This is a genomic window from Desulfomicrobium escambiense DSM 10707 (assembly GCF_000428825.1).
GTDB classification, from domain to species: Bacteria; Desulfobacterota; Desulfovibrionia; order Desulfovibrionales; family Desulfomicrobiaceae; genus Desulfomicrobium; species Desulfomicrobium escambiense.
This window is the reverse complement of record NZ_AUAR01000005.1, coordinates 66,475-89,803: the sequence shown is the minus strand read 5'-3', so window position 1 is coordinate 89,803 and position 23,329 is coordinate 66,475. Positions and strand designations below refer to the sequence as shown.

The window sequence follows — 23,329 nt, the reverse complement described above, 5'->3', positions numbered from 1 at the left end:
CGCTGGATGGGTGTGTCAATTCTTCTTCTGGGATCCTTTGGCCTCGGCTTCGGCGTTCTCGCCACCGAGGCCTTTCGCCTTCAGAACGTTCTTCGCCTCGGTCTTCCCCATACCCAACTCCTTCATGATCATCTCGCGCTGACGGTCATCGGCGAGAACGTCCTCGATGGCCTTGCGAAAGGCTGGAATGTTACCCATCGGACCCTTCAGGGAGACGAGAGCGTCGCGAAGCTGCAGAAGCTTGCGCATTTCCGGGACCTGTTCGGCGATGCCGGCAGGCTCGAAGTCCCTCATGCCCTTGAAGTTCAGGGTGACCGGAATGTCCGAGTCCGACGCCTTGTCCCGCAGTCTGTCGGGGACGGCGATCTGAAGAGAGAGCTCCTGTTTGGACAGGACTTCCTCGAAATTGTTCTTGTTGATCGACACGGGCTTGCGGTCGATGAGATTGCGAGGATCGTGCCTTTGCAGGAAATCGCCCACGACCATGACCTTCATGGGCAGTTCGATCTCCTCCTGGGCCCCGCCCGTGGCGGGCTTGAACGTAACGTTGATGCGCTCCTTAGGTGCGATTGACGAATCTTTGGCCATTAATGCCTCCGTTACTGATGGAATTTACACTTCTTTGAAACTGCCCACCGCCGTTCCGAGATGCAGCCAGTGCAAACGGCTGAGCATCGTCTCAGCCCCGTTACCCCTGTCCTTGGGCTGCAAGGAAAGCAGCAGAGAGATTATGTTGGCGCTGAGTTCGGGCTCCCAGTCCAACAGCTCCCATTTTTCCAGTTGTTCGTAGAGAGACTGCAAGAGCCGCACGGCCGCCTTCTTGTTGCCTGCTGCGATGCAGTATCGCGCCAGCAGAAGCCCTTGCCGCACGGCTGCGCGACTGCGTCCGGCAGGCACTCTCTCCAGATGGGACAGGCCGGCCGGGAAGCCCCTCTCCGCCCGGATGGCCAGGCTCTCATCCAGCAATTCCTGCTCACGGACGGCCTCTCCCGAACGTATGGTTAGGCGCGGAGAGGCTTGACCGGATGGCGGCAATTCGATGGCGTCGAGCCACTGCGCAGTTCGCGGCGAGGCAAAGGGAGTGCCGTCCAGAAACTTGCAGCGGACCAACTCTGGGAAACGGCGCAGGAACTGGGCGAGCACGGCCCGCAGAATGGCCAGGGACCCGAAGGCGTCGAGCCCTTCGAGACAACGGGCGACAAGATGGTGCCCATCCAGCCAAAAAGGCGCCTTGCTGGCGGACCGTTCCAGCCGAGGCAGGACCTCCAGAAATCGTCTGGCTTCCACCGCCGCAGCATACGACTGCGCCCTTTCCGGCGGTACGGGACGCAACTGTGTCACACCGGCGCCATCGGCCTGGGGAAGTTGATCGACCGTGCACCATAGAGCCGCGCGGTGCAGCAGAACCACCCTCCAGTCCAAGATGTCGAACGAGGAAAAATGCGCGGCCAGCTGCCGGCACTGGTCCTGAGCAGATCTGAGGAGACGCGGCAGCACTGCGGCCGGCACGCGGCCATGGCCGTCGATGGCGGTGAGAAAATCGTCGTCTGGCAGTGACGTGTCTGGGGGCGGGGGTAAAACCGGCGGAGCGATCTCGGCACGGTGCGGCCGGGAAGGGCTGTTGCCGGCACCTTCGCGTTCATAATCGCCCAGCAGCCGCGACAGACCGTCAAAGGAAGGCGCCGTGGCACCGAACCTGTCGTTGAGGATGGCTTGCAACCGGGCCACTTCGTTTTTCAGGATGACGACCGCCCCTTTCTCCTCGGCCTTCACCTCGGCCGCAAATTTGGACTCAAGGCGTGCCGCGAGCCATTTAACCGGAGCAACTCGTCGCTGAACACGGGAAATTCCGGGATGCAGCTCGCTCCAATATGACTCAAGAAGAGATGCAAGCGCTGAAAGGGCGGCCGTGCAACACACGATCCCCTGGGCCTCCTGCGCCGCCATGACGCCGTAGCACAATACCCACAGATCCTTGCTGCGTCCGCCGAGAATCTGGGTGGCCACGCGCAGGACAAGGGGCCAGTCCGTTCTCTCCCTCCCGTGCACTGACATCCCTTTCTCCACTTCCGCCCTGAGCGACTCGAACTCGTCGGAGAAGCCGATATCCTCACCGCACGGCGAATCTCCACTCAAGGGGGTAAGCCACATGTAAAAAATGGGATCTGGAAGAGAAGGGCGTACGCGCTGCACACCAGCTGTATGTAGTGTATCGACCATGGCGTCCACTAACAGCGGATATACAATAAAAACAATCCACAAATAATGTTGAAAATACACTTAAAAAACTACAAAACAAAGTGTATAAATGACAACTATGCATAAATACGCATAAGTATATTGCCGAATACATCCTAGTCATTAAACATAAATATTCTATCAAATAATTATCTAAAATAATTTACAATATTGAACAGACAGACATGGCGTTTTCGCCCAACCCGTCAGCAAGAAAAAATCTCCTGAAACAAACTGCATCCGTGACGCCTATCGACTGAAGCGTATTACCCGCGTGCAACCCGACAATGCTCTCCGTACTCAACTCACACATGGTGGAACCATAGAGGATCAACGAAGCCAATCCGAGACCTACACTCTTTCCCGGAAAGGCTCACAGCATCCATATCGGGCAACAACTTGCCAGGATTTTGTTTCGTTATTTCAAACTATTGAACGCAGACCACAAATGCCCGACGCACATTCAAGCAAGTTATTACCAAACACAACAAACTGATTTTTTTACTCATTCCCATCCAACTTTCCTGCCGTCCTGCAAACCGGGCAACATCTTGCCAGCCTCGCCGCGCATATCACCACATAACCAACCAATATAGTTAACCATAAAACAGAGGCACGGATGTTGCCTTATGCGAAGACATCATCAACAACCTTTTCCCCAAGGAGAGCATTATGCCGGTTCCCGCCTATATCAGCATCACCGGAGAGCGCCAGGGACTCATTACGGCCGGAAACTTCACCGAAGCCTCGGTGGGCAACATCTTCCAGGAGGGACATGAGGACGAGTGCCTGGTGGAGGCATTCGAACACCAGATCATCCTGCCGCGGGACCCTCAGTCCGGCCAGCCCACTGGTCAGCGCGTGCACAAGCCGCTGAAGATCACCAAGGTCATGGACAAAGCCTCTCCCCTGCTCTTCAGAGCTCTGGCCAGCGGTGAAAAGCTCCCCAAGGTGGAAATGAAGTTCTACCGCACCTCGGCCTCCGGGACCATGGAGCACTACTTCACCATCCAACTCGAGGACGCCATCATCGTCGACATCCAGGCCTACATGCCCAACTGCCAGGACCCCGGGAAGGCGCACTTCACGCACCTGGAGGACGTCTACATGACATACCGCAAGATCATCAAAACGCATGAGATCGCCAGCACGTCGGAAAGCGACGACTGGAGAACCATGTCCAACCAGGCGTAGGGCGGAAAAGGGGCTCGCCGCCGTGCGGGCCCCGGCTCTCCGCCGCCGAGGAAGAGGCTTCACGGCACCGCGAAACGCACCGAAAGAGGAATTCACGCGATTCCAGACGCCGCGGCCGAGGGCTGAGGCTGTCTGCGTGCTCCCGTCGAAGCACTCCGCATCCGTGCATGCCGCTGACCGAGATCGTCTTCTCCGGTGACGACGGCATTTTGGACAACAACATCGAGAACGGAGATTTCATGCCCCCAGCCTGTAGAGTGGGTGACAAGGCCTTCTGTCCGCACGACGCGCACGGCGGAAGCTGTTGCGCCCACGCGGTCAGCGGCCCTGCGGTCAGCGGTTCGCCCGATGTCGTCATCAACGGGCGTCCCGTGTTGCGTCTTGGCGACCAGGGAAAGCACTCCACGTGTTGCGGCCCCAACACGTGGACGGCCGCCATGGGCAGCGAGGACGTCCTCGTCAACGGCAAACCCTTGGTGCGACTCGGCGACACCACAAAGCACTGCGGCGGCACGGGGCGAATGATCGAAGCCAGTTCGGACGTGGACATCGGATAGGCCAACTCCATCACCAAAAAAATAATGACATGCTGAACAACCACCAGAAGTTAGGGAACCACGGGACAGACAGCGCCTCGTTCACCTTCGAGGCGCTGTCCGGTCATGCCCTCCGGGTCTATGCCTTTTCGGGATCCGAAGACGAGGCGCATCGACCCTACGAATTCGAGATCGAACTGGTGGACGAAAATCCTGCCGTGGATTTTTCAGAGCTCTTGGGGCAGCCCGCCTGCCTGAGCGTTTCCGACAAGCGCGGAAGCGGCCGCCATGTCCACGCCGTCATCCGCCACCTCAAGCAACGGCACACCGCCAACCTGCGCACCCACTACCGCTGCGTCCTGGTCCCCCGCCTGTGGTTTCCGCGCCTGGTCACGGACCACCGCATATTCCAGAACATGACCGTGCTTCAGATCATCGAGCAGGTTCTCAAGGAGCAGAACTTTACGGGAGACTCCTACGCCTTCAAATGCTTTTACGACTACGCGCCACGCGAATACTGCGTGCAGTACGGCGAGACAGCCCTGCACTTCATCTCCAGGTTATGCGAGTAAAAAGGCATTTATTTCTACTCTGAGTATTTTGAGGACCGCCATGTGCTCTACTTCTCGGACACCGAAAACGAATTCCGGAGTAAGAAATCCGAAAAAACTAATGAATGTCAATGTACTTGCAAAGCGCATACCGTGAATACTCAAAATTTTAGTTTCCATTTTGGATTCTCGTAGGTTCATAAACTATATCTATACGTGACAATATAATTTACTGCGCATAAATTCCGGAAAATCTCGCGGATATAAAGCCAAAATTCGAACACGACTTCAACTGCATTGATCACAGGCTCCAACTCGGGAAAGTTTCGGCATGAGTAGATTTTCGCTTCGTGACACTCTTAGCTCGCCTGAATGGATCTAGCTCAGAATCGTAGAGCGGTGTGAACTCCAGCGCAAATCTTTACAGCGCAAGATCTCCATTCAACATGAATTATCGCATTGTATATTTTCCAATTAACACGCGCTGAACGACACTAATCTGTGGATATTTACATTTTTATAATCATATATAAACATTTTTATTTAAGATTATCACCATGTATTGCACAACTTTGGAAATTTAACACACACAGCACCTCCAATTCTGCATTCAACCATTGGTTGCCTTCAGATTTTCCGAAATGCTTCGACATCATCGCCCTCATATCTCATGAATTTCGAGTTCACGCCGGATGAGGAACCCAACTATGCACATCGACTCCCTTCTCACGTCGCGACAGGATGCTTTCGGCACGCTGGCCCAGCGCCTCGCCAAGCTCCTGAAAACATCCGCTCTTGTCGCCATTGCCTTTTACGCCCTCGGCCGCTGGGCGCGGGCGGAGCATGACAAGCTCCTCTTGGGTCACGACCCCGTAACCTCGTTCGGAGAGGACATCCAATTCGCCCTGGACGCGTTGACGGCCGTATGCGTCAACCTAGCCAGACTGATGAACGATGGGGGCTTTCGTAACGGCGTGCTGGAATCCCTGCGGCATGAGCCTGCGCTGATGTGGTGCCTAGCGGCATGCCTGACTGGTCTGTCGGCCATCGGCGTCCTGTGCGTGCTGATCTGGGGATATCGTCACAGAGTTCTGAGCAGGACGTACTTCCACGTTCTGGACCTGCTACTGGTCGCCGGTGCGGCCTGCGTGCTCACCGCCTATTTCTGCCTCATGAGCTTCGAAGTGGAGGTTTTCGAGATCAGGGCTGTGCTACAACCCATAAAGGGGGAAATCCTCGCCGAGTCCATGCAAAGTAGGGCGGGAGATTCCAGAAAGATGGAAAACCGAGTCTACCTTCTCCAACGTCTTCTGGCCAACCCATCGAACATAGCCGAACACATGACGCACCGCCCGTGGTTCAAGTCAGACGCCGACAGGGACCAGGAAGGCCCCAGGGCACAGGTTTTCACCCTGACCTTCCTGCTGATTGCGATGGTCGTCGGAGCCATCTTCGTCATCCACCGACTGGCGTGCGCCTGCCGCAAGGACGACAACGGCTGTCTCTGGCGTCTAGGCAGGACCGTTTTGATCATCGCCATTGCCAGTCAGACATTCATGCTTTCGGCGCTGTACGGCAAGCTGGGCCGAATCCACGTCTTCCCCGTGGTCACCCTCCGCCTCGACACTCCGGAGTCGACCCCGACACACCCCGTTTTTCTGCTGGCCGAGGACGAGCGCCAACTGATCATCTACGACAGGCTGAACTTCTTCCAGATCAAACACGTGCCAAAGACGCGCCTCGTATCCATGGGCGCGCTCTTTGAGGAAACCCCGTTCAGAAACCGCAGCCATACCCTGGGTGAATTCACTCCCGGCGAAGCCGCGGGCGTGAGAAACGGGCAGGTGAGCAACCTATGAGATTGCTCACCGCATATCTCGCGTGCCTGGGGTTGGGACTCCTCCTGCCTGCAACGGCACGAAGCCAGGAAATACTCGCTGTCGAAGTCGATGCGGACGTCACAAACCTTATGACGGATTTCACGGTCATCATATCCGCGCCCCGATCCAGGGGCAGCGTGGAGCTGCTGATCCAAAACGACGAACGGACCTTCACGGCGACCCGCCGCATTGCGTTTCAGGAGACGCCCGGAAAGCGCACGAGCTGCTCATTGAGTCTTTTTGCGCCCTTCGCCGCGTACAAAATCACCTTCGCGGACGATGAATCGCCATTCCGTGTCTGCACACAACGCCTGGCCAGGAAGATCGCCGCGGCACAGACACCCGCCCTGCCCTGGGCAAAAGGTCCAGCAACCCGCGGTGTCACGGCCGAAAACATGGACCCGGGTCGCGGCATCGCCTCATTCCATCTACCCCGCTCGGATGCATCGAGGCTGCTCATCGTCGTATTCGATACAGACGGGCGGGTCGCAGACCAATATTTCGGCGTATATCCCGGCGGACGGTCATGGAACTCTCGTCCGCTGCCTTTCGGATCGTACCGCTTCGCCATGGCCGGCACCGACAACGCCGGCAACCCCGTCGATGTACGGCCGGAAAAGGCGTTCATTGAGCAGGCGCCCTGATCCCCAGGCTCACATCAGAATTTACAACGCTTGGCAGGCGACCTCATACGGCAGGCTGCCAAGCACAAACCAGAAAAGCGCAAAACCCCCGACCTCGCGGCGGGGGTTTTGCGCTTTTACGGCGCGGACCGGTGCGGCCCGCGCAGCTGAGAGCCGGATTATTCCTCTTCCTTCTTGCTGTCCGCGATGACCTGCTCGGTCACGTTGGGCGGGCATTCCTCGTAGTGGGCGAACTCCATGGTGAAGGTGCCCTGGCCGCCCGTCATGGAGCGCAGGTCCGGGGCGTACTTCATCATTTCGGCCATGGGCACGTGGGCCTTGACCTCAGTGATGCCGCCGATGGAGTCGGAGCCCAGGACCCTGCCGCGGCGGCTGGAGAGGTCGCCGATGACGTCGCCCATGAACTCGTCGGGGATGAAGACCGCGGCGAGCATGATGGGTTCGAGGAGGATGGGGTTGCACATCTCCACGGCTTTCTTGAAGGCCAGGGAGCCGGCGATCTTGAAGGCCATTTCCGAGGAGTCGACGGTATGGAAGGAACCGTCGTAGACCGCGACCTTGAAGTCGACCAGGGGATAGCCGGCCAGGAAACCGCGCGCGGCCGCCTCCTGAACGCCCTTGTCCACGGCGGGGATGTAGTTGCGCGGGATGGAGCCGCCGACGATCTCGTCCAGGAACTCGTAGCCGCCACCGCGCTTGTTGGGTTCCATGCGGATCCAGCAGTCGCCGAACTGGCCGCGGCCGCCGGACTGCTTCTTGTGGCGCCCCTGGACCTGGGCCTTGCCCTTGATGGTCTCGCGGTAGGGGATCTTGGGCGTCTTCAGCACGATGTTGGTCTTGTAGCGGCGCTTGACCTTCTCCACGGCCAGTTCGATGTGCAGCTGGCCCATGCCGGTCAGAAGCATGTCGCCGGTCTCGTCGTTGCGCTCCAAGCGCAGGTTGATGTCCTCTTCCAGGAGCTTCTGGACCGCGGCGAAGACCTTGTCCTCGTCGCCTTTCTCCGCCGCTGCCAGGGCGTAGGAAATGATGCCGGGGCTGAGTTTGGGCTTGGGCAGAATGAAGGGGAATTTTTCAGCGCACAGGGTGTCACCGGTGGTCGTGTTCTTGAGCTTGGCCACGGCCACCACGGCGCCGGGGCCGACTTCCTGCTTGCAGGGGTTCTGCTTCTTGCCTTCGAGGAACAGGATCTGGCCGATCTTCTCCTTTTCGTCCTTGGATGCGTTCAGCACCGAGGCGTCCGGGGCCAGGACGCCCGAGAGCACGCGCATGACCGAAAGCTGGCCGGCAAAGGGGTCGGCGATGGTCTTGAAGACGAAGGCGGCGAAGGGGGCGTCGGGGCTGGACGCACGCTCGTTGCCGTCAGCGTCGAGCCAGGCGGTGTGTTCGAGAGGCGAGGCCATGTAGTTCTGCACGATGTCCAGCAGCGGCACGCCGCCCTTGTTCAGCATGGCGGCGCCGGCGCAGACCGGGACGAGGGCGCGGCTCAGCACTCCGGCGCGCAGCCCGACGGTCATCTCCTCTTCGGTCAGGGCGCCTTCCTCGAGATACTTCTCCATGAGCTCTTCGCTGCTCTCGGCGATGTTCTCGACGGCGATCTCGCGCGCGGCGGTGACCTCGTCGGCGAGGTCCGCGGGCATGTCGATGGGCTTCAGCTCACCCTTGTCGTCGAAGGCGTACGCCTTCCCGGCCAGGACATCGACCACGCCGCTGAAATTCGTCTCGCTGCCGATGGGCATGAACAGCAGGACCGGCTTGATGCCGAGGACGTCGGACAGGCCCTGGTAGGCCATCTGGAAATTCGCGCGCTCCCGGTCCATCTTGTTGACGAACACCATGGCCGGCAGGCCTGCCTTGGAGGCCTCGGACCAGATCTTCTTGGTCAGGGGCTTGACCCCGTCGATGGCGTCAATGACCAGGACGACATTGTCCGCGCCCTGCAGGAGGTAGGGAAGGTCGCCGATGAAGTTGTTGTCACCGGGCGTATCGATGAGGAAATTCAGATTCTTCTTCCAGGCGAACTGGGCGAAGGCAGGCTGGATGCTGCCCCGACGCTTGATTTCTTCGGGCTCGTAGTCAAGGGCGGTGGTCCCTTCGTCGATCTTTCCCAACCGAGTGATGGAACCGGAATTGAACAGCAGCATCTCGGCCACCGACGTCTTCCCGGTTCCGCCATGCCCTATCAGGGCGAAAGTCCTCTGTTTTTGAAGTTGATCCTGCATACAGCCCCCTTATGCAAAGTATTACGCAACCATACGGCTACAGGGTATAAAACCTTCCCGGCTTCCTGAACGAAGGGCGGGAAATCGCTTGCAAAAGAGAAGAAATTGGATGAAGGTCCCATGCTCCATTGTCCGGCGACCTTGCAAACCTCCTGCTATCCTGAACTTTTTTCAAGAAATACCCCTATAGGGAGGTGGCTTGGAAGTTGTCAAGAGCAGCGGATTTTTCAGCCACGCATAATTCTGCAAAATCGTTGAGAGAAAATCATGAGCACAGCCGCCATCCCGCCGAAAGCACCTGAAGACGCACGCATCTCGCTCCATCCGGCCGCGAGCATCGATGTATCCGGACCGTGGCTTTTCTGGCCCGCAGAGCCCGCCCCGGCCCTGCGCCGCAGCCTGGAGCGCCACGGACAGTTGGTTCCCGTGCTGGTGGACCGCAGCGGAGCTTCTCCGCTGCTGGTGGCGGGCGCGGCGCGGGTGGCCGTTCTGGCCGAGGCGGGCCGTGATGTCCTGTGCCTCGACATGGGCCCCCTGGACATGGCCGGACGAGGCCTGGCGTACATGCAGTCCAACATCGGACGCGAACTGACCGACCAGCGGGTCGTGGCGGCCATGCGCTATTTCCGCGCCATCCCGTCGACCGACATGGCACCCGTCTTCGAGCTTCTGGAAATGGAGCCGCGCTCCAAGCGCCTGCGCCTGGTCGAAGCCTGGCTCGGCCTGCCCGCGCACTGGGACCGCCTCCTCGACGGAGTTCCCCTGGCCTGCGCCGAACTGCTGGCCGGGTTTTCCGCCCGGGACCTCGCCGCGTTGGAACCGCTCTTCGACGGCTTGTCCTGGTCGCGAGGCAACGCCGTGAACCTGCTGACCTGGCTGCGGGAGACGTGCCTGCGGGACGGCACGGGCGCAGCCGAGCTGCTGCGGGATTGCGGCGTGGACGACATCCTGGCCGAAGGCCTCTCCCCCAAGGACGCCATGGCCCGCATCTCCCAGCAGATCCGGCAAAGCCGATTCCCTCGCCTCAGCACCCTGGAGAGGGATTTCGCCGAGGCTGCCCGCAGGGTGGCAAGCGGGACGCGCTGGCGCATCGTCCAGCCGGACCAGTTCGAGAGCGACGCGGTGGAAATGACCATCCGCGCGCGAAGCATCGACGAAATCCGCGCGGCCGGCGCCGAACTGGCCCGCATGGCGGCCCGCGAAGACCTGACCGCCCTCTTCCCTGCGGAGGACGCATGACCGCCCTTCCAGCGCATCTGCAGGGCATCAGCCGCATCGTCATGGACGAGGCCGTGGTCAATTCGCCCATCGCACGCCGCGTCAGGGACAAACTCCCCCACCTGACGCCCGAAACCCTGGCCGAGGGCGAGAGTCTGACCCCGGGGCTGGACCGCGAGGACATCCTCTACCTCAAGCGCTACAAGGGACGCTTCCTGCGCCACTGCCCCGGCACCAGCCACTACCGCTGCTGCGGATACCAGATCATCCACATCGGCGAAAACTGCCCCCTGCGCTGCTCATACTGCATCCTGCAGGCCTATTTCCAAGACCGCGTGCTCAAGGTCTGGGCCAACCAGGACGACCTCTGGGCCGAGCTGGAGCGGGCGTTCGAATCCGTCCCGGGCCGCCGCTACCGGGTCGGCACCGGCGAGTTCACCGACTCCCTGGTGCTGGAGGCCCTGACGGGCTACAGCCGGGACTTGGTGGAATTTCTCGGGCGATTCCCGCAGATCTGCCTCGAACTCAAGTCCAAGGTCGTCGACCTGTCCTGGATGGACGCCGTCCGGGACCCGTCCCGCGTCCTGCCGGCCTGGTCCATGAACGCGCCCCTCATCGCGGAGAGGGAAGAACAGGGAGAATGCGCCAGCCTGGAGGAGCGTCTGGCCGCGGCCAAGCGCTGCGCCGAGGCGGGCTTCCGGGTCTGCCTGCACTTCGACCCCGTCATCCATTTTCCGGGGTGGCAGGACGGGTACACCCGCACCGTGGAGATGATCTTCGACCATTTGCGGCCCGAAAATATCGCCTACGTCAGCATGGGGTCCTTCCGGCACATGCCCGACCTTAAACGCTGCATCAGCGAAAATTTTCCGCAGTCGTCCTATATCTACGGCGAGTTCGTGACGGGCATCGACGGCAAGCAGCGCCTGCTGCGGCCCCTGCGCGTGCAACAGCTGCGTTTCCTGGCTGACAGGCTCAAAGGGGGCGGCCTGGACCGGCAGCTCTACCTGTGCATGGAGTCGGACGAAGTCTGGCGGGCCGTGCTCGGCCGCACGCCAGACGACCTGGGCGGGCTGTACCGGCACCTCATGGCCCAGGCCTTCGGGGACTGACCTCGTTTCGAACGCGGCGGCGACGCCGCCTGTACTTCACCACCAGGACGGATCCGGGCAGAAGAAACACGCAGGGCGGGCCCGGCAATGCCGGACCCGCCCTGCGTCGTGAAGGCGAAAAATCTGCGCTATTGGCCTGTGCCCTTCATGATGCCACCCAGATCCAAGTTCATGTTCTTGATGCAACTGTCCTTGAGGTGGCAACGGTCGCAGCCGTAGCGGTGGGGATACGGGGTGAGGGTCGCGTACTTGCGGTTCATGGCCCCGGACTCCTGCAGGTCCAGGCCGAGCTTCTCCAGCGTGCGACGCAGGGGCTTGGTCGGCTCGGGCACGGGCGCGCATTCCTTTTCCCCCAGTTCCGGCATGAGGACCTTCAAGGTGCCCATGATCATGGTCTGGGCGATGGCCTCATGCTTGAACCCCTCCGAGGGCGACGCCTTCCAGATGTCGTCCACCTCGTCCTCCACCTTCTTTTCGAGATACACGAGCACGTGCCCCTTGCGCTCCCCGAGCTGGTAGACCTTCAGGCTCGGCAGCCATTTCTCCCAGGTGCCGAGCACCGAAAGCATCTCCTGCGGTCCGACCTCGTCGACCTGGGCCAGAAAAAGGAATGTGGAAAAATCGAACTCAGGCTGAATATCCAGCTCGGAGATGGACAATATCTTCATGAACGGCATCCTGTGGGTGTGATGAACGAAAAAAACCGGGACCTGCCCGGCGTGCGATGCTTCTTGATATACTTGCGGCGCAAATTCAAGAGTTATCCGTGCCCCGCAGGTGCTTGGCGGCCCAGAGGGAGGCCTGCAGCCGGTTGGGGACGTCGATCTTCCTGTAGATGTTGTAGATGTGGGACTTGATGGTGTTGAGGCTCAGAAAAAGCTTGGCCGCGATGTCCTTGTTGGTGGCACCCTCGGCCAGCATGAGCAGGATCTCGCGCTCGCGCTGGCTCAGTTCGCCCAGGTCCTCTTCCGCTGGAACGGCTTCCGCGGGGCGGTTCTGCCGGCCCAACAGAAAGGCGGACATGGCTTCCCGGGAGAACCAGAGCTCGTTGTCCAGCATGGCATTGACGCCCTTGACCATGATCTTGAAGGGCGCGTTGCGGTAGAAGACGCCCCGGATGCCCGTGTTCAGGGCCTCCAGTTCCAGCGACCTGTCTTCGGGCACGTTGAAGAGGGCCACAGACGTGGTCATGAACGGCGAATCCTCCCCGCCTGCCTCTTGCAGCAGTTCGTCCATGGACAGGCCCGTGCAGTCGAGGAGGGTCAGGTCCGGTCGCGCCGTCTCCAGAATCTTGGGCAGGGACGATGAGTGGCTGCAGTTGGCGCCGGTCTCCTGGCTGAGGCGTGCGGCGAGCAGGTCGTTCAGGAGCGGGTCCTCCCCGACGACCCCGATCATGACCGGGCCGGCCTGCCCGGCCTTGCCTGCGGCGTTGACGCGGATGGCCGTCACCCTCTCCGGATCGAAGGCGATGGCCATGCCGTTGGACTCGCTGCGGATGACCGTCCCCTCGACCTGGAATCTCGACTGGAACATCCCCGGCTTGCGGCTGCCGAAATCCAGGGAAATGTTGAGCGTCACGGATGTGCCCACCGGGTAGGTCTGGCCCGTTTCGAAAAAGACCCCTCCGGCGGAAATGTTCGTTGTGGCCAATGTCTGGTCGGAGTAATCGTGCATGATCGAACGTACCTTCGAGGGGATGCTCATGGAAAAGCGTTCAATTCTTCTTCTGTTGTCACTTCTGGACGCATCGCCGCCTCGATTCATGCCTGCCTCCGTCGCGCACACGGGTTCATTCGGGGGTCGAAGATTCCGCGCTGGATAGTTTTTGCGGCAACAGGTTGTTCTTTTTCAGATACAAAAGAAACTTCTGCGCGATTTCCAGGTCCTTGTTCAACGTCAGTGCCCTGCGCAGATGCTCGACGGTTCTCGTGATGTCGGCCTTGGCGAAGCAGGCGCGCGCCATGTTGTAGTGGAGATTTTCGTCATTGGGAGACAGTTCCAGGGCCTTGGCGTAGTACTCGATGGCCTGGTCGTACATCTCGTTCTTGCGCAGACTGATGCCGAAATCGTTGAAAAGGTGCTTGTGCTCGGCCTCGAAGGCCGCCTCGATCTTGATCAGGCGCTGAAAGATGTTGTCCGCCTTGCCCGTCTCCCCGCGCTCCAGGTAGGTCAGCCCAAGGCCGAAATTGGCGCGGATGTTCTCCTCGTCCACCCTCAGGGCGTTGCCGTATTCCATCTCCGCGCTGTACGTCTCGCCGTTGGCGCGATGGCGCTCGGCCTTGGCGATGGTCTGATTCAGCTTGCGGATGCTCGGGTAGACCTTGGTCGAGTAGAATTCGGGCTCGGGCGCATAGCTTTCCAGGAACTCGTCCTTGGGGATTTCCTGCTTGGGGCCCGAAGGCACGTAATTGGGGTTGAGGGGCTGTATCCAGATCCGCTCCTCCTCATCCTCCTCGGCAAACCAGTACATGGTCTGCGTGGTCTTGCGGACCGTCGCTCCAGCGCCGACCTTGGCGATTCTTTCGGAAGAAAAGACCCCTTTGATGCGGGATCGTTGAGATTCGGCTTCCGCCATGGGTTCCCCTCCAAGCAGGATTTACCCGGTCGCCTCCAGATACATGCGCGCGGCGTTCACCGGGTCGGCCGCCCTGGTGATGGGCCGGCCCACCACGAGAAAATCGCTGCCGTCGCGGGCAGCCTGGGCCGGAGTGCAGACCCGTGTCTGGTCACCCGCGTCGGCATCGGGAAGTCGAATGCCCGGGGTCAGGAGCCGAAAATCCGCTCCACATGCCTGACGAATAACAGAAACTTCCCGGCCTGAACAGACCACGCCATCCAGTTTCCAGTTTTTGGCGGACCTGGCCAGGTCAACGGCCAGATCGCGCACGTCCTGGTCGACGCCGCCGGGGTTCCAGGCCAGATCGCCCGCCCCCATGCTGGTCAGGACCGTCACGCCGAGAATGAGCGGCGAAGGCTGACCGGGAGAGAGGGCCTGGTCCCGGCCGGCCACGGCGGCCTCGCACATGACGCGGCCACCCAGGGCGTGGATGGTCAGCATGTCCGCGCCCATGCGCGTGCCCTGCGCCACGGCGGCCCGCACGGTGTTAGGGATGTCCATGAACTTGAGATCCAAAAAGACGTGGAAGCCCATGTCCTTGAGCCGGGCCGGAAGTTCTTTGCCCGCGGCGAGAAAGAGTTCGAGCCCGACCTTGACCCAAGGGACGATGCCCCGCAGGCGCGAGGCCAGATCGAGTGCGGGGGCGGCCTCGACAAAATCGAGGGCTACGACCAGCGCGGGCGCCTTCATCGTCCACCCCACTGCCGGCCGAGACCTTCGCGCCAGGCCTGCTGGTACTCAGGCCGAGTCTTTTCGGCCACATAGACGGCGCGAAGCTGATCGTACGCCAGCTGCAGGTCGTCGTTGACGATCCAGTGGTCGAACCAGTGGCTGTCCATGATCTCCCCCCGGGCCGCGGCCAGCCGCCTGGCCACGACCTCCGCGCTGTCGGTGCCGCGCCCGGTGAGCCTGCGCTCCAGCACCTCCCGCGAGGGTGGGAAAATGAATACGTAGCAGCCCTGCCCCATGCTCGCCTTGAGCTGCCGCGCGCCCTGCACGTCGATGTCGAAGATGACGTCCCGCCCAGCGCCGAGCAGGTCCAGGGTGGCCTGCCGGGGCGTGCCATAGAGATTGCCGTGAACCTCGGCCCACTCGGCGAAAAACGCGTTTTCGCGGCGCTCCTCGAACTCCTCGCGGGTCAGGAAATGGTATTCCCGCCCGTCGACCTCGCCGGGCCTGGGAGCGCGGGTAGTGCAAGACACGGAGAAGGCGAAGGCCTTGAACTCCGCCGTCAGGCGGCGGATGAGGGTGCTCTTGCCCGTGCCCGATGGGGCGCTGATGACGAGCATCATCCCCGTGTTGGAAGCGGTCCCTTCGGGACTATTCATCGCTGCCTCCCGCGGTGAATCGTTGGCTGATGGTTTCGGGCTGGATGGCCGAGAGGATGCAGTGGTTCGAGTCCGTGATGATCAGGGAGCGCGTCTTGCGGCCCTGGGTCGCGTCGATGAGCCTCCCGGCCTGTTTGGCCTCCTCTCTCAGCCTGCGCATGGGCGACGACGTCGGGCCGACGATGGCCACCACCCGGTTCATGACCACGGCGTTGCCGAAGCCGATGTTGAGGAGCTTCTTCTTTTCCATGCCTACTCCAGGTTCTGGATCTGCTCGCGGCACTTCTCCAGTTCGGCCTTGAAGGCGACCACAAGCTGGCTGATGGCCGTGTTCTGGCTCTTGTTGCCACAGGTGTTGATCTCCCGGAAACACTCCTGGACCATGAAGTCGAGCTTGCGGCCCACGGGCTCGGTCTGGCTGAAGTAGCCGTCGATGCCCTTGAGATGGATGTCGAGCCGCGTCAGCTCCTCGGACACGTCGATGCGGTCGGAGATGACGGCCAGCTCCTGCAGCATCCGGTCCGGGTCCGCCTGCACGCCGCTCTCGGCCAGCAGCTTGCCCACGCGTTCCTGCAGCAGGGCGAAGCGGTCCGCCGCCGTATGTGACGCCAGGCCGCGGATCTCCTCCACCAGTTCGCCCAGCCGCGTGAAGCGGGCGCGCAGGTCCTCCTCCAGGGCCAGTCCCTCGCGCACGCGGGCCGCGTCCCAGTCCGCCAGGGCCTGCCTGAGGGTCCCGGTCAGGCTCTGGACCAGTTCCGGGTTCTCGATGCTGCCGGAGTCCTTCCACAGGGCGGAGATGCCCAGGAGGCGGTTCAGGTCGGGCGCGTGCGGCACACCCATGGACGCGGCCAGCAGATCAAGTTCACGCAGCATGGAGGCGGCCATGGTCGTGTCGAGGCTCAGGCTCTGCAGCTCGGGGTTCATGATCTTGAGGCCGAGGAAGAGTTCGACCCCGCCGCGGCTGGCCACGGCCTTGACCTCGTTCTCCCACTCCTTCTGGTGGGCGTACAGGGTCGGGGGAATCTTCCACTTGAGGTCCAGGTGACGGTTGTTGAGACTGCGGATTTCCCAGGTCAGGGCCCAGTTCTCTTCCTGGGCGCTTGCGCGGCCGTAGCCGGTCATGCTTCGTGGCATATGGTTTCCTCGTGGGGTTGCATGTTCTTGAGGGAGGCTCTGTACATCTCCCGGAGTCGGGTCAAGTGGCCCTTGATTTCGGGTTCGGCGTAGTCCGGGAAGGTCCAGGGCAGGTCGATCCAGTCGCCCTTTTGGAAGATGAGGGTCAGGTCGGCCCAGATGCCCCGGGACAGGTAGACGCGGTGCGTGAAATTCTTGCCCGTGGCCAGCACGAGCCGCTCCTGGTTGATGTAGCCGGGGTCGAGGTTGAAGATGCGCCGCCCGTCCCGTTCCCACTGCCGCTCCATGGCGTTGGTGGCGAGCTTGACCTCGGCCAGGGCGTCCATGGCCAACGGCCGGCCGAAGGACAGAATGCGCCGCGTGATGGGCGTGCCAAGCTCCCCGTCGTAGTAGCCGGTCACGTTGAAAGGGATGGGGCCGGACTCGTAGTCCACGGGGCCGAGCAGCGCTTCGAGACGGGGCCGCAGGTCGTCCCAGAACTCGTCCCAGCGCGCGCTCAGGACCGACAGGAAGGCGCGGGCCGGCAGGGGGATGACGGGCGTGCTCACGACGCGTCCCCCGTCCCGGCAAAAGGCCTGACGACCAGGCCCGCTGCGGCGACCCCGACCGGCGCGACCCGGAGCAGTTCTCGGACCGTCAGGGGCGCGTCGCCTTCCAGCAGGCATTCGACGTAGAATTCGTTCATGCCCGTCCCGCCGTCTTCCGGCACCACGTCCATGTGCGGCAGGACCAGCAGTCCCCGCAGGAAGGCGGCCCGCTTGCCGGCTACGAGTTGCCGTAGGGCCTTGGCCCTCTCCCTGCGCACATGGGCTGGCACGCTGCCCGGAAACGCCGCCGCCGGGGTGCCGGGCCGCTCGGAATAGGGAAAGACGTGGGCATAGGACAGGGGCAGGCGCTCCACCACGTCCATGGTCTGACGCACGTGCTCCTGCGTCTCGCCCGGGAAGCCGGCGATGAGGTCCGCGCCCAGCCCGAAGACCGGCCAGACGCGACGCAGGCCCTCCAGAAAGCCGAAGATCTGTTCCGGCCCGTAGTGCCCGCGCCCCATGCGACGCAGTACCTCGGGGCTGCCGCTCTGCAGGGACAGGTGCAGGTGCGGACTCATGAGACGGCATCCGGCCAGGGTCTCCAGAGCCTTGTCGTGCAGGTCGGCGGGTTCCAGGGAACCGATCCGCAGCCTGGCCCGTCCGGCCCAGCGCGGGGCCAGGGCCCGGTCCACGGCGGCCAGAAGGTCCCAGAAATCGATGCGCGGGGAGAGGTCGCGGCCGTAGTGGCGCAGGTTGATGCCGCACAGGGACAGTTCCCGGATGCCGGCGTCCAGAAGACGCTCGGCCTCGACCACGACGTCGAGCGGATCGCGGCTGACGGAACGGCCTCTGGTGGAGGGGATGATGCAGTAGGTGCAGCCGTGGGAGCAGCCGTCCTGGACCTTGATCACGGCCCGGGCGCGGTTGTAGTCGGAAATACTCAGGGACGGGAACGGTCCGCCCTGCGTCGCGGCATGCCCCAAATCCGCCTTGCCCTGCTGGGAGACGACCTCGTCCACGGCGTCAAGCGCCAGGATGCGCTCTCGGTCGGCCTCAACGGCGCAGCCCGCCACGATGATGCGCGGCCTGGGCGAGACGGCCGCGAAGCCCCGTACCAGCTTGGCCAGGTCCAGCACCGCCCGCTCGGTCACGGCGCAGCTGTTGACGAGCACGATGTCGGCCAGGGCCGGGTCGTGGGTTTCCATCAGGCCCTCGTCCAGCCAGGCCTCGCGGATGGCCTGGGACTCGTACTGGTTGACCTTGCAGCCCTGCGTGGCCAGGAAAAAAAGCTGCCCCGGCCTACGCTTCATGGAGCGCCTCCCGGATGACGGCCCCGGCCAGGACCTGGCCGTCGGCCGAATAAACCGCCGCCACCTGGCCCGGCGTGGGGATGGGCCTGGGCGCGGGGAAGACGACCGTCATGCCGCCCTCGTCCACGCTCACCCGCGCTGCTTCGGGACGCTGGCGGTAGATGGTCTGCACCAGCACCTCGTCCGGCCACGCCTCCGGCGGGCAGAGCAGGTTCGGCCGCTCGGTGCGGCACCCACGGGCCATGGCCTCGGGCCTGGGGCCGACGAGGAGCCGGTTGCCCGCGAAATCCTTGCCCGTGACGTAGAGAGGCTCGCTCCAGGCCACGCCCAGCCCCTTGCGCTGACCCAGGGTGTGGTTCCACAGGCCCTCGTGGCGCCCCACGACCCGCCCGTCGGCCAGGGCGATGGGCCCGGGCCCGCCCAGCCGCACGCCGCGGTCGCGCAGGAAATCCCGGTAGTCCGTAGGAATGAAGCAGACCTCCTGGCTCTCCCGACCGGCCGGGGGCGTAAGCCCGCGCTCGGCCAGGGCCAGACGCACCCGGTCCTTGGTCCAATCCGCAAGGGGGAAGACGACGCGACTAAACCGCTCCCGCGGCACCCTGGACAGGAAATAGCTCTGGTCCTTGGCCGGGTCGAGTCCTCGGAAGAGGGCCTGGCCCCAAGGCCTGGCCTCCAGGCGGGCGTAATGGCCCGTGGCCAGGCGCTCGGCGCCGAGCGACCGCACGCGGTCCAGGAGCAGGCCGAACTTGATGGCCGGGTTGCAGGCCGCGCACGGGTTGGGCGTCAACCCGTCCAGGTAAGCCCGCACGAAGGGGGTGACGACCAGTTCCTCGAACTCGGCCCGCAGGTCGATGACGTCGAAGGGCACGCCCAACGCCGAACACGTCGCGCCGAGGCCCTTGATCAGGGCTTCTTCGGACGAAGGCAGAAAAAGGGCGTGCACGGCCATGACCTCCGCCCCGGCTTCCCGGAGCAGCAGCAGGCTCATGAGGGAATCAGCCCCTCCGCTCAATGCGATCGCGATCTTGTCCATAAGAAAAAGGCCGGAAGGTCCGGCCGTGTGTCAGGCAATGGGGGGCGCGGGCATGGCCGGCAGGTTCGCCTCCAGGACCGCGGCCGCGGCCAGCAGGGGCGCCTCCTGCAGATTGCCGGCGAAGAGCTGCAGGCCCACGGGCATGCCCGTGTCCCGACCCAGCCCCACCGGCAGCGACATGCCCGGCAGGCCGCTCAGGTTCAGGGAAATGGTGAAGATGTCCGTCAGGTACATCTGCAGCGGGTCCGCCGTGTTCTCGCCGATGGCGAAGGCCGTGGTCGGGCAGGCCGGGCCGCAGATCAGGTCGCATTTGCCCAGGGCGTTCAGGAAGTCCTGGCGGATGAGGCGGCGCACCTGGGCGGCCTTTTTGTAGTAGGCGTCGTAGTAGCCGGCCGAGAGCACGTAGGTGCCGAGCATGATGCGGCGCATGACCTCCTCGCCGAACCCCTCGCAGCGCGAACGGGTGTACATGGTGGCCAAGTCGACGGACTTCGTGCTGCGCAGCCCGTAGCGCACGCCGTCGAAGCGGGCCAGGTTGGAACTGGCTTCGGCCATGGCCAGGATGTAGTAGGTGGCGATGGCGTATTCGGTGTGCGGAAGCGACACGGGCACGATCTCGGCACCAAGGGACGCCGCCAGGTCCACGGCCCCGCGGCAGGCCGCGTCCACCTCGGCCGACAGGCCCTCGCCCCAGTACTGCTCGGGCAGGCCCAGGCGCAGGCCCTTGAGGGAGGCGCCCCGGATGGCTTCGAGGTAGTTGGGCACCGGGGCGTCGAGGCTGGTGGAATCCTTGGGGTCGTGGCCGGCGATGACCTGCAGGATCAGGGCGGCGTCGGCCACGGTGCGGGTCATGGGCCCGGCCTGGTCCAGGGACGAGCCGTAGGCGACGAGGCCGCGGCGGGAAACCCGCCCGTAGCCCGGCTTGAGGCCGACGATGCCGCAAAAGCTGGCCGGCTGGCGGATGGAGCCGCCCGTGTCCGTGCCGATGGACGCGAAGCACTGCCCCGCCGCCACGCTGGCCGCCGACCCGCCGCTGGAACCTCCGGGCACCCGTCCCGTGTTCCAGGGATTCTTCGTGACCTTGTAGGCCGAGTTCTCCGTGGACGAGCCCATGGCGAACTCGTCCATGTTGGCCTTGCCGATGATGATGGCGCCGGCCTCCTTCAGCCTGGACACGCAGTGGGCGTCGTAGACCGGGACGAAATTCTCCAGGATGCGCGAGCCGCAGGTGGTGGGCAGGCCCTCCGTGGCCAGGACGTCCTTGACGGTCACGGGCACGCCCCACAGGGGTCTCCCGGCGTCGGGGCCGGCCTGGTCCATGGCGCGGGCCTGGTCCAGGGCCGCTTCGCCCGCCACGTGCAGCAGGGCGTCGATGGCCGGTTCCGTGGCGGCGATGCGCTCCAGGCAGGCGGCCGTGGCCGCCTCGGCCGTGACTTCGCCCGAGCGCAGGAGGTCGCGGACACGGGTCAGGGAAAGATCGAAAAGCTGTGACATGAACAATCCTCTCGGGGCTGATGGATGAAACCCGTGGTCACACGATGCGCGGGACGATGAAGTACTGTCCGTCGGTCTCGGGGGCGTTCTTCAGGATCTGGGCGCGGGAGAACTCCTTGGAGACTTCGTCGACGCGCAGTGCGCCGGGCTGGTCCACGGGAGTGTACATGGGCTCGACGTCGGCCGTGTCGAGTTCGTTCAGCTTGTCCATGTAGCCGAGGATGTCATCCATCTGGGAGCCCAGCGTGACCGCCTGCTCGGGACTGATCTCCAGCCTGGCCAGGGTGGCGATGGCCAGGGCCTTCTCGGGGCTTATCTTCATTGCTTGGCCTCTTTTTTTCTCTTTTCGTCAAGTTGGGCCCGACGCTCCTCGCGGCGGATCTGCCGCATCTCGCGGGTCTGCTGGATCTTCGCCAGATCGGCCTGAATCATGCCGGTCTGCGTCGGCTGGAAAAGGAACATGTCCTGGCTGAGCTTGCCGCCGTCCCAATGCATGGGCGCGATGGACCACGGCATGCGGGTCGCCGCCTCGGCCAGGGCGCGGTTGAAGGCGTCGGGGGAACTCTGGGCGCCGCCGACCAGTGCGCAGAAGCGCACGAAGTCATACCCGATGGCCGCCCACAGGTCCGGCTCCTCGCCGCCGCCCTCCTGCATGCCGCGCTTGAGGTTCTGGGCGCTCTGCGAACCCAGGTCCGGGCTCCAGGCACCTGGAAAGACCGTCAGGCCGAAATACTGCATCTCGAGCTTGGCGTCGGGCAGCCCCTGGCTCCAGAGCTGCGGCCCCAGAAAGATGAGCCGCGTCTCCTCGAAGTAATGGAAGAGCGGGGCCAGCTGCTGCACCCGGAAAAGGGAGTCGGGCAGGAAGACCGCCTGGAAGGGCGGTTCGGGGTTCATGGTGTTCTTGTCCCCGCTGGCGCCCAGGACCGATGCCACGGCCTTGGTCCAGCCGGGAGGGTTCTCGACCTCGTAGCCTCTGACCACGGGCACGCTGGCCCCGAGCATCCGGGCCTGGTCCTGGAAGACCTGGGACATGGCCGTGCCGAAGCGGTCCTGCGGGTAGAGAACGGCATAGGACGTGACCCCGAGCCGTTCGCACCAACGGATGAGCGCCCGGACCTGATCCTCGGGGCTGCTGAAGAAGCGCCAGGCCTCGACGCCCTCGTCCTCGACGCTGGGCATGAAGGTCAGGAAACGCATGTTGCGGTGCAGCCCCGCGACCCGGATTTTCTCCCAGATCTCCTTACGCAACGGACCGCCTACGACGGGCGACCCTTCCAGGGCCCGCAGTTCGTCGAGGAAAGTCGGCGATTCGGTGTTGATGAGCTTGATGGCCGGAGCTGCGGTCTGGGCCCGGCTCTCCCGCCAGGCGGTGTCCGCGCCCTTGGCGATCTTCCATCCGACCTGGGAATACGGGCCCGACAGGGGCAGTAGCAGAACGAGACTCTGGCTGACCGTGCCGAACTGCTGCTCCAGGGAGCGCAGGTTGCCCGCGAAAAAGTCCCGGTTGGCCAGCCCCCCGGTGCGCACGATGGTCGACAGGCTCGGCCACACCGCTGCCCAGTTGGCCTTGTCCCGGGCCAGGAGCTTCATGCTCTGGGCCCAGACGACCATGGACCAGGGGTAGGCGTTGCGGTCCGCGCCCAGCGCCCCGTCGAGCACCTTCTGCAGCTCTTCGGATGAAAGGGACTCGGCCCGCGTCAGGGCCGTGGACTCCAAGGCTCCCTTGGCGTCGTTGTCCGGGGCCGCCCCGTAGACCAGCCCCAGCGCATCGAAGGCCAGACCGTACTCCGGTTTGTTCCAGAAGTAGTCCACCAGCTCCATGCCCGCCGCCTCGCGCGTGGTCCAGTCCATGTCCTTACGGCCGACCATGTCGATGAGGTACGAGGAATAGGCGTCCTGACCCTTGCGGGCCAGCAGGAGCTGCGCATTGGCCTGGTTCCATTCCCAGGAGGCGGTGGCGTTGCGGCTCTCGGCCTTCCAGGCCTGGAGGTTGCGCTCGGCCAGGTCGAACTCGCCGAGTTGCACGGCGCTGCCCACGGTCTTGCTCCAGGCCTCCTGCCGCCCGGCGTCGCCGGGCTTGGTCGTCTGCAGGTGCCTGGAGTATTTCTCCAGAGCCTTCTTCGGGTCTTCGGCCCGGTAGCCGGGCAGCCCGGTCGAGGTCGCGGGACCGGGGGTGGAGCGGATGACCGTCTTGGGTACGCACGAGGCCAGACCCAGGACGAGGACAAGCAGGCACAGGGAAAGGGAACCGAGTTTCATAAGGATGAGATGGGCGGCGGCCAGCCCGGGATGGA

General features: G+C 63.1%; 23 protein-coding genes. 7 read left to right on the top strand and 16 right to left on the bottom strand.

Features of this window, described 5'->3' with window-relative positions; translation table 11 throughout:
• Positions 1 to 15 precede the first annotated feature (15 nt).
• On the bottom strand, positions 16 to 588 hold the full coding sequence (gene tssB, locus G394_RS18165) for a type VI secretion system contractile sheath small subunit (protein ID WP_051306987.1): 573 nt from the start codon (positions 586 to 588) through the stop codon (positions 16 to 18).
• Positions 589 to 612: 24 nt separating this feature from the next.
• Entirely contained in the window at positions 613 to 2,220 is a 1,608-nt protein-coding gene (gene tssA, locus G394_RS0105940; RefSeq protein WP_245578270.1) for a type VI secretion system protein TssA, read from the bottom strand.
• 690 nt (positions 2,221 to 2,910) lie between these two features.
• Here tssA and G394_RS0105935 point away from each other — a divergent pair.
• The 5 genes from G394_RS0105935 to G394_RS0105915 all read left to right on the top strand — a co-directional run bounded on the left by G394_RS0105935 (position 2,911) and on the right by G394_RS0105915 (position 7,043).
• Positions 2,911 to 3,432: an Hcp family type VI secretion system effector gene (locus G394_RS0105935; protein WP_028576879.1), complete on the top strand. Its 522-nt coding sequence runs from the start codon at positions 2,911 to 2,913 to the stop codon at positions 3,430 to 3,432.
• A 167-nt stretch (positions 3,433 to 3,599) separates the two neighbouring features.
• Entirely contained in the window at positions 3,600 to 3,989 is a 390-nt protein-coding gene (locus G394_RS18160; protein ID WP_245578269.1) for a PAAR domain-containing protein, read from the top strand.
• Between the two features lie 29 nt (positions 3,990 to 4,018).
• Positions 4,019 to 4,540, top strand: a complete 522-nt coding sequence (locus tag G394_RS0105925) for a contractile injection system protein, VgrG/Pvc8 family (protein ID WP_028576878.1) — start codon at positions 4,019 to 4,021, stop codon at positions 4,538 to 4,540.
• A 686-nt stretch (positions 4,541 to 5,226) separates the two neighbouring features.
• On the top strand, positions 5,227 to 6,378 hold the full coding sequence (locus G394_RS0105920; protein WP_028576877.1) for a hypothetical protein: 1,152 nt from the start codon (positions 5,227 to 5,229) through the stop codon (positions 6,376 to 6,378).
• A complete protein-coding gene (locus tag G394_RS0105915; protein WP_028576876.1) occupies positions 6,375 to 7,043 on the top strand; it encodes a hypothetical protein in 669 nt (222 codons plus the stop codon). Before G394_RS0105920 ends, G394_RS0105915 begins: the two co-directional genes overlap by 4 nt.
• Positions 7,044 to 7,201: 158 nt before the next feature.
• Here G394_RS0105915 and fusA read toward each other — a convergent pair whose 3' ends face one another.
• Positions 7,202 to 9,262, bottom strand: a complete 2,061-nt coding sequence (fusA, locus tag G394_RS0105910; RefSeq protein ID WP_028576875.1) for an elongation factor G — start codon at positions 9,260 to 9,262, stop codon at positions 7,202 to 7,204.
• A gap of 267 nt (positions 9,263 to 9,529) precedes the next feature.
• Between fusA and G394_RS0105905 the strand changes: the two genes are divergently transcribed.
• Positions 9,530 to 10,501, top strand: a complete 972-nt coding sequence (locus tag G394_RS0105905) for a hypothetical protein (RefSeq protein ID WP_156902467.1) — start codon at positions 9,530 to 9,532, stop codon at positions 10,499 to 10,501.
• The gene (locus tag G394_RS0105900; RefSeq protein WP_028576873.1) at positions 10,498 to 11,592 is read left to right on the top strand and encodes an SPL family radical SAM protein; all 1,095 of its coding nucleotides are present in this window, start codon (positions 10,498 to 10,500) and stop codon (positions 11,590 to 11,592) included. Before G394_RS0105905 ends, G394_RS0105900 begins: the two co-directional genes overlap by 4 nt.
• A gap of 128 nt (positions 11,593 to 11,720) precedes the next feature.
• Here the strand turns inward: G394_RS0105900 and G394_RS18155 are convergent, their stop codons facing one another.
• The 13 genes from G394_RS18155 to G394_RS0105835 form a co-directional block, all read right to left on the bottom strand.
• Positions 11,721 to 12,260 carry a hypothetical protein gene (locus tag G394_RS18155; protein WP_051306985.1) on the bottom strand — a complete coding sequence of 180 codons (540 nt, stop codon included), beginning with the start codon at positions 12,258 to 12,260 and terminating at the stop codon, positions 11,721 to 11,723.
• A gap of 85 nt (positions 12,261 to 12,345) precedes the next feature.
• Positions 12,346 to 13,356, bottom strand: a complete 1,011-nt coding sequence (locus G394_RS20070; RefSeq protein ID WP_084435384.1) for a LuxR C-terminal-related transcriptional regulator — start codon at positions 13,354 to 13,356, stop codon at positions 12,346 to 12,348.
• 25 nt (positions 13,357 to 13,381) lie between these two features.
• Entirely contained in the window at positions 13,382 to 14,167 is a 786-nt protein-coding gene (locus G394_RS0105885; protein ID WP_028576872.1) for a tetratricopeptide repeat protein, read from the bottom strand.
• Between the two features lie 21 nt (positions 14,168 to 14,188).
• Positions 14,189 to 14,899 (bottom strand): orotidine-5'-phosphate decarboxylase, encoded by a 711-nt coding sequence (gene pyrF, locus G394_RS0105880; RefSeq protein WP_028576871.1) that lies wholly within the window; start codon positions 14,897 to 14,899, stop codon positions 14,189 to 14,191.
• Complete coding sequence (gene gmk, locus G394_RS0105875; protein WP_028576870.1) at positions 14,896 to 15,537, bottom strand: guanylate kinase; 642 nt, start codon at positions 15,535 to 15,537, stop codon at positions 14,896 to 14,898. The genes pyrF and gmk overlap by 4 nt, the downstream gene beginning before the upstream one ends.
• Positions 15,530 to 15,787, bottom strand: coding sequence for a DUF370 domain-containing protein (locus G394_RS0105870; RefSeq protein WP_028576869.1), 258 nt, complete (start codon positions 15,785 to 15,787; stop codon positions 15,530 to 15,532). Before G394_RS0105870 ends, gmk begins: the two co-directional genes overlap by 8 nt.
• A 2-nt stretch (positions 15,788 to 15,789) precedes the next feature.
• Positions 15,790 to 16,671, bottom strand: coding sequence for a YicC/YloC family endoribonuclease (locus G394_RS0105865; protein WP_028576868.1), 882 nt, complete (start codon positions 16,669 to 16,671; stop codon positions 15,790 to 15,792).
• Positions 16,656 to 17,219 (bottom strand): DUF4416 family protein, encoded by a 564-nt coding sequence (locus tag G394_RS0105860; protein ID WP_028576867.1) that lies wholly within the window; start codon positions 17,217 to 17,219, stop codon positions 16,656 to 16,658. The genes G394_RS0105865 and G394_RS0105860 overlap by 16 nt, the downstream gene beginning before the upstream one ends.
• On the bottom strand, positions 17,216 to 18,508 hold the full coding sequence (locus G394_RS0105855; RefSeq protein ID WP_028576866.1) for a MiaB/RimO family radical SAM methylthiotransferase: 1,293 nt from the start codon (positions 18,506 to 18,508) through the stop codon (positions 17,216 to 17,218). Before G394_RS0105855 ends, G394_RS0105860 begins: the two co-directional genes overlap by 4 nt.
• Entirely contained in the window at positions 18,498 to 19,541 is a 1,044-nt protein-coding gene (gene mnmA / locus G394_RS0105850; RefSeq protein WP_028576865.1) for a tRNA 2-thiouridine(34) synthase MnmA, read from the bottom strand. The genes G394_RS0105855 and mnmA overlap by 11 nt, the downstream gene beginning before the upstream one ends.
• Positions 19,542 to 19,571: 30 nt before the next feature.
• Positions 19,572 to 21,035: an Asp-tRNA(Asn)/Glu-tRNA(Gln) amidotransferase subunit GatA gene (gene gatA, locus G394_RS0105845; protein WP_028576864.1), complete on the bottom strand. Its 1,464-nt coding sequence runs from the start codon at positions 21,033 to 21,035 to the stop codon at positions 19,572 to 19,574.
• Between the two features lie 37 nt (positions 21,036 to 21,072).
• Positions 21,073 to 21,357 carry an Asp-tRNA(Asn)/Glu-tRNA(Gln) amidotransferase subunit GatC gene (gatC, locus tag G394_RS0105840; protein WP_028576863.1) on the bottom strand — a complete coding sequence of 95 codons (285 nt, stop codon included), beginning with the start codon at positions 21,355 to 21,357 and terminating at the stop codon, positions 21,073 to 21,075.
• Positions 21,354 to 23,294, bottom strand: coding sequence for a penicillin-binding protein activator (locus G394_RS0105835; protein ID WP_028576862.1), 1,941 nt, complete (start codon positions 23,292 to 23,294; stop codon positions 21,354 to 21,356). The genes gatC and G394_RS0105835 overlap by 4 nt, the downstream gene beginning before the upstream one ends.
• Positions 23,295 to 23,329: the final 35 nt, after the last annotated feature.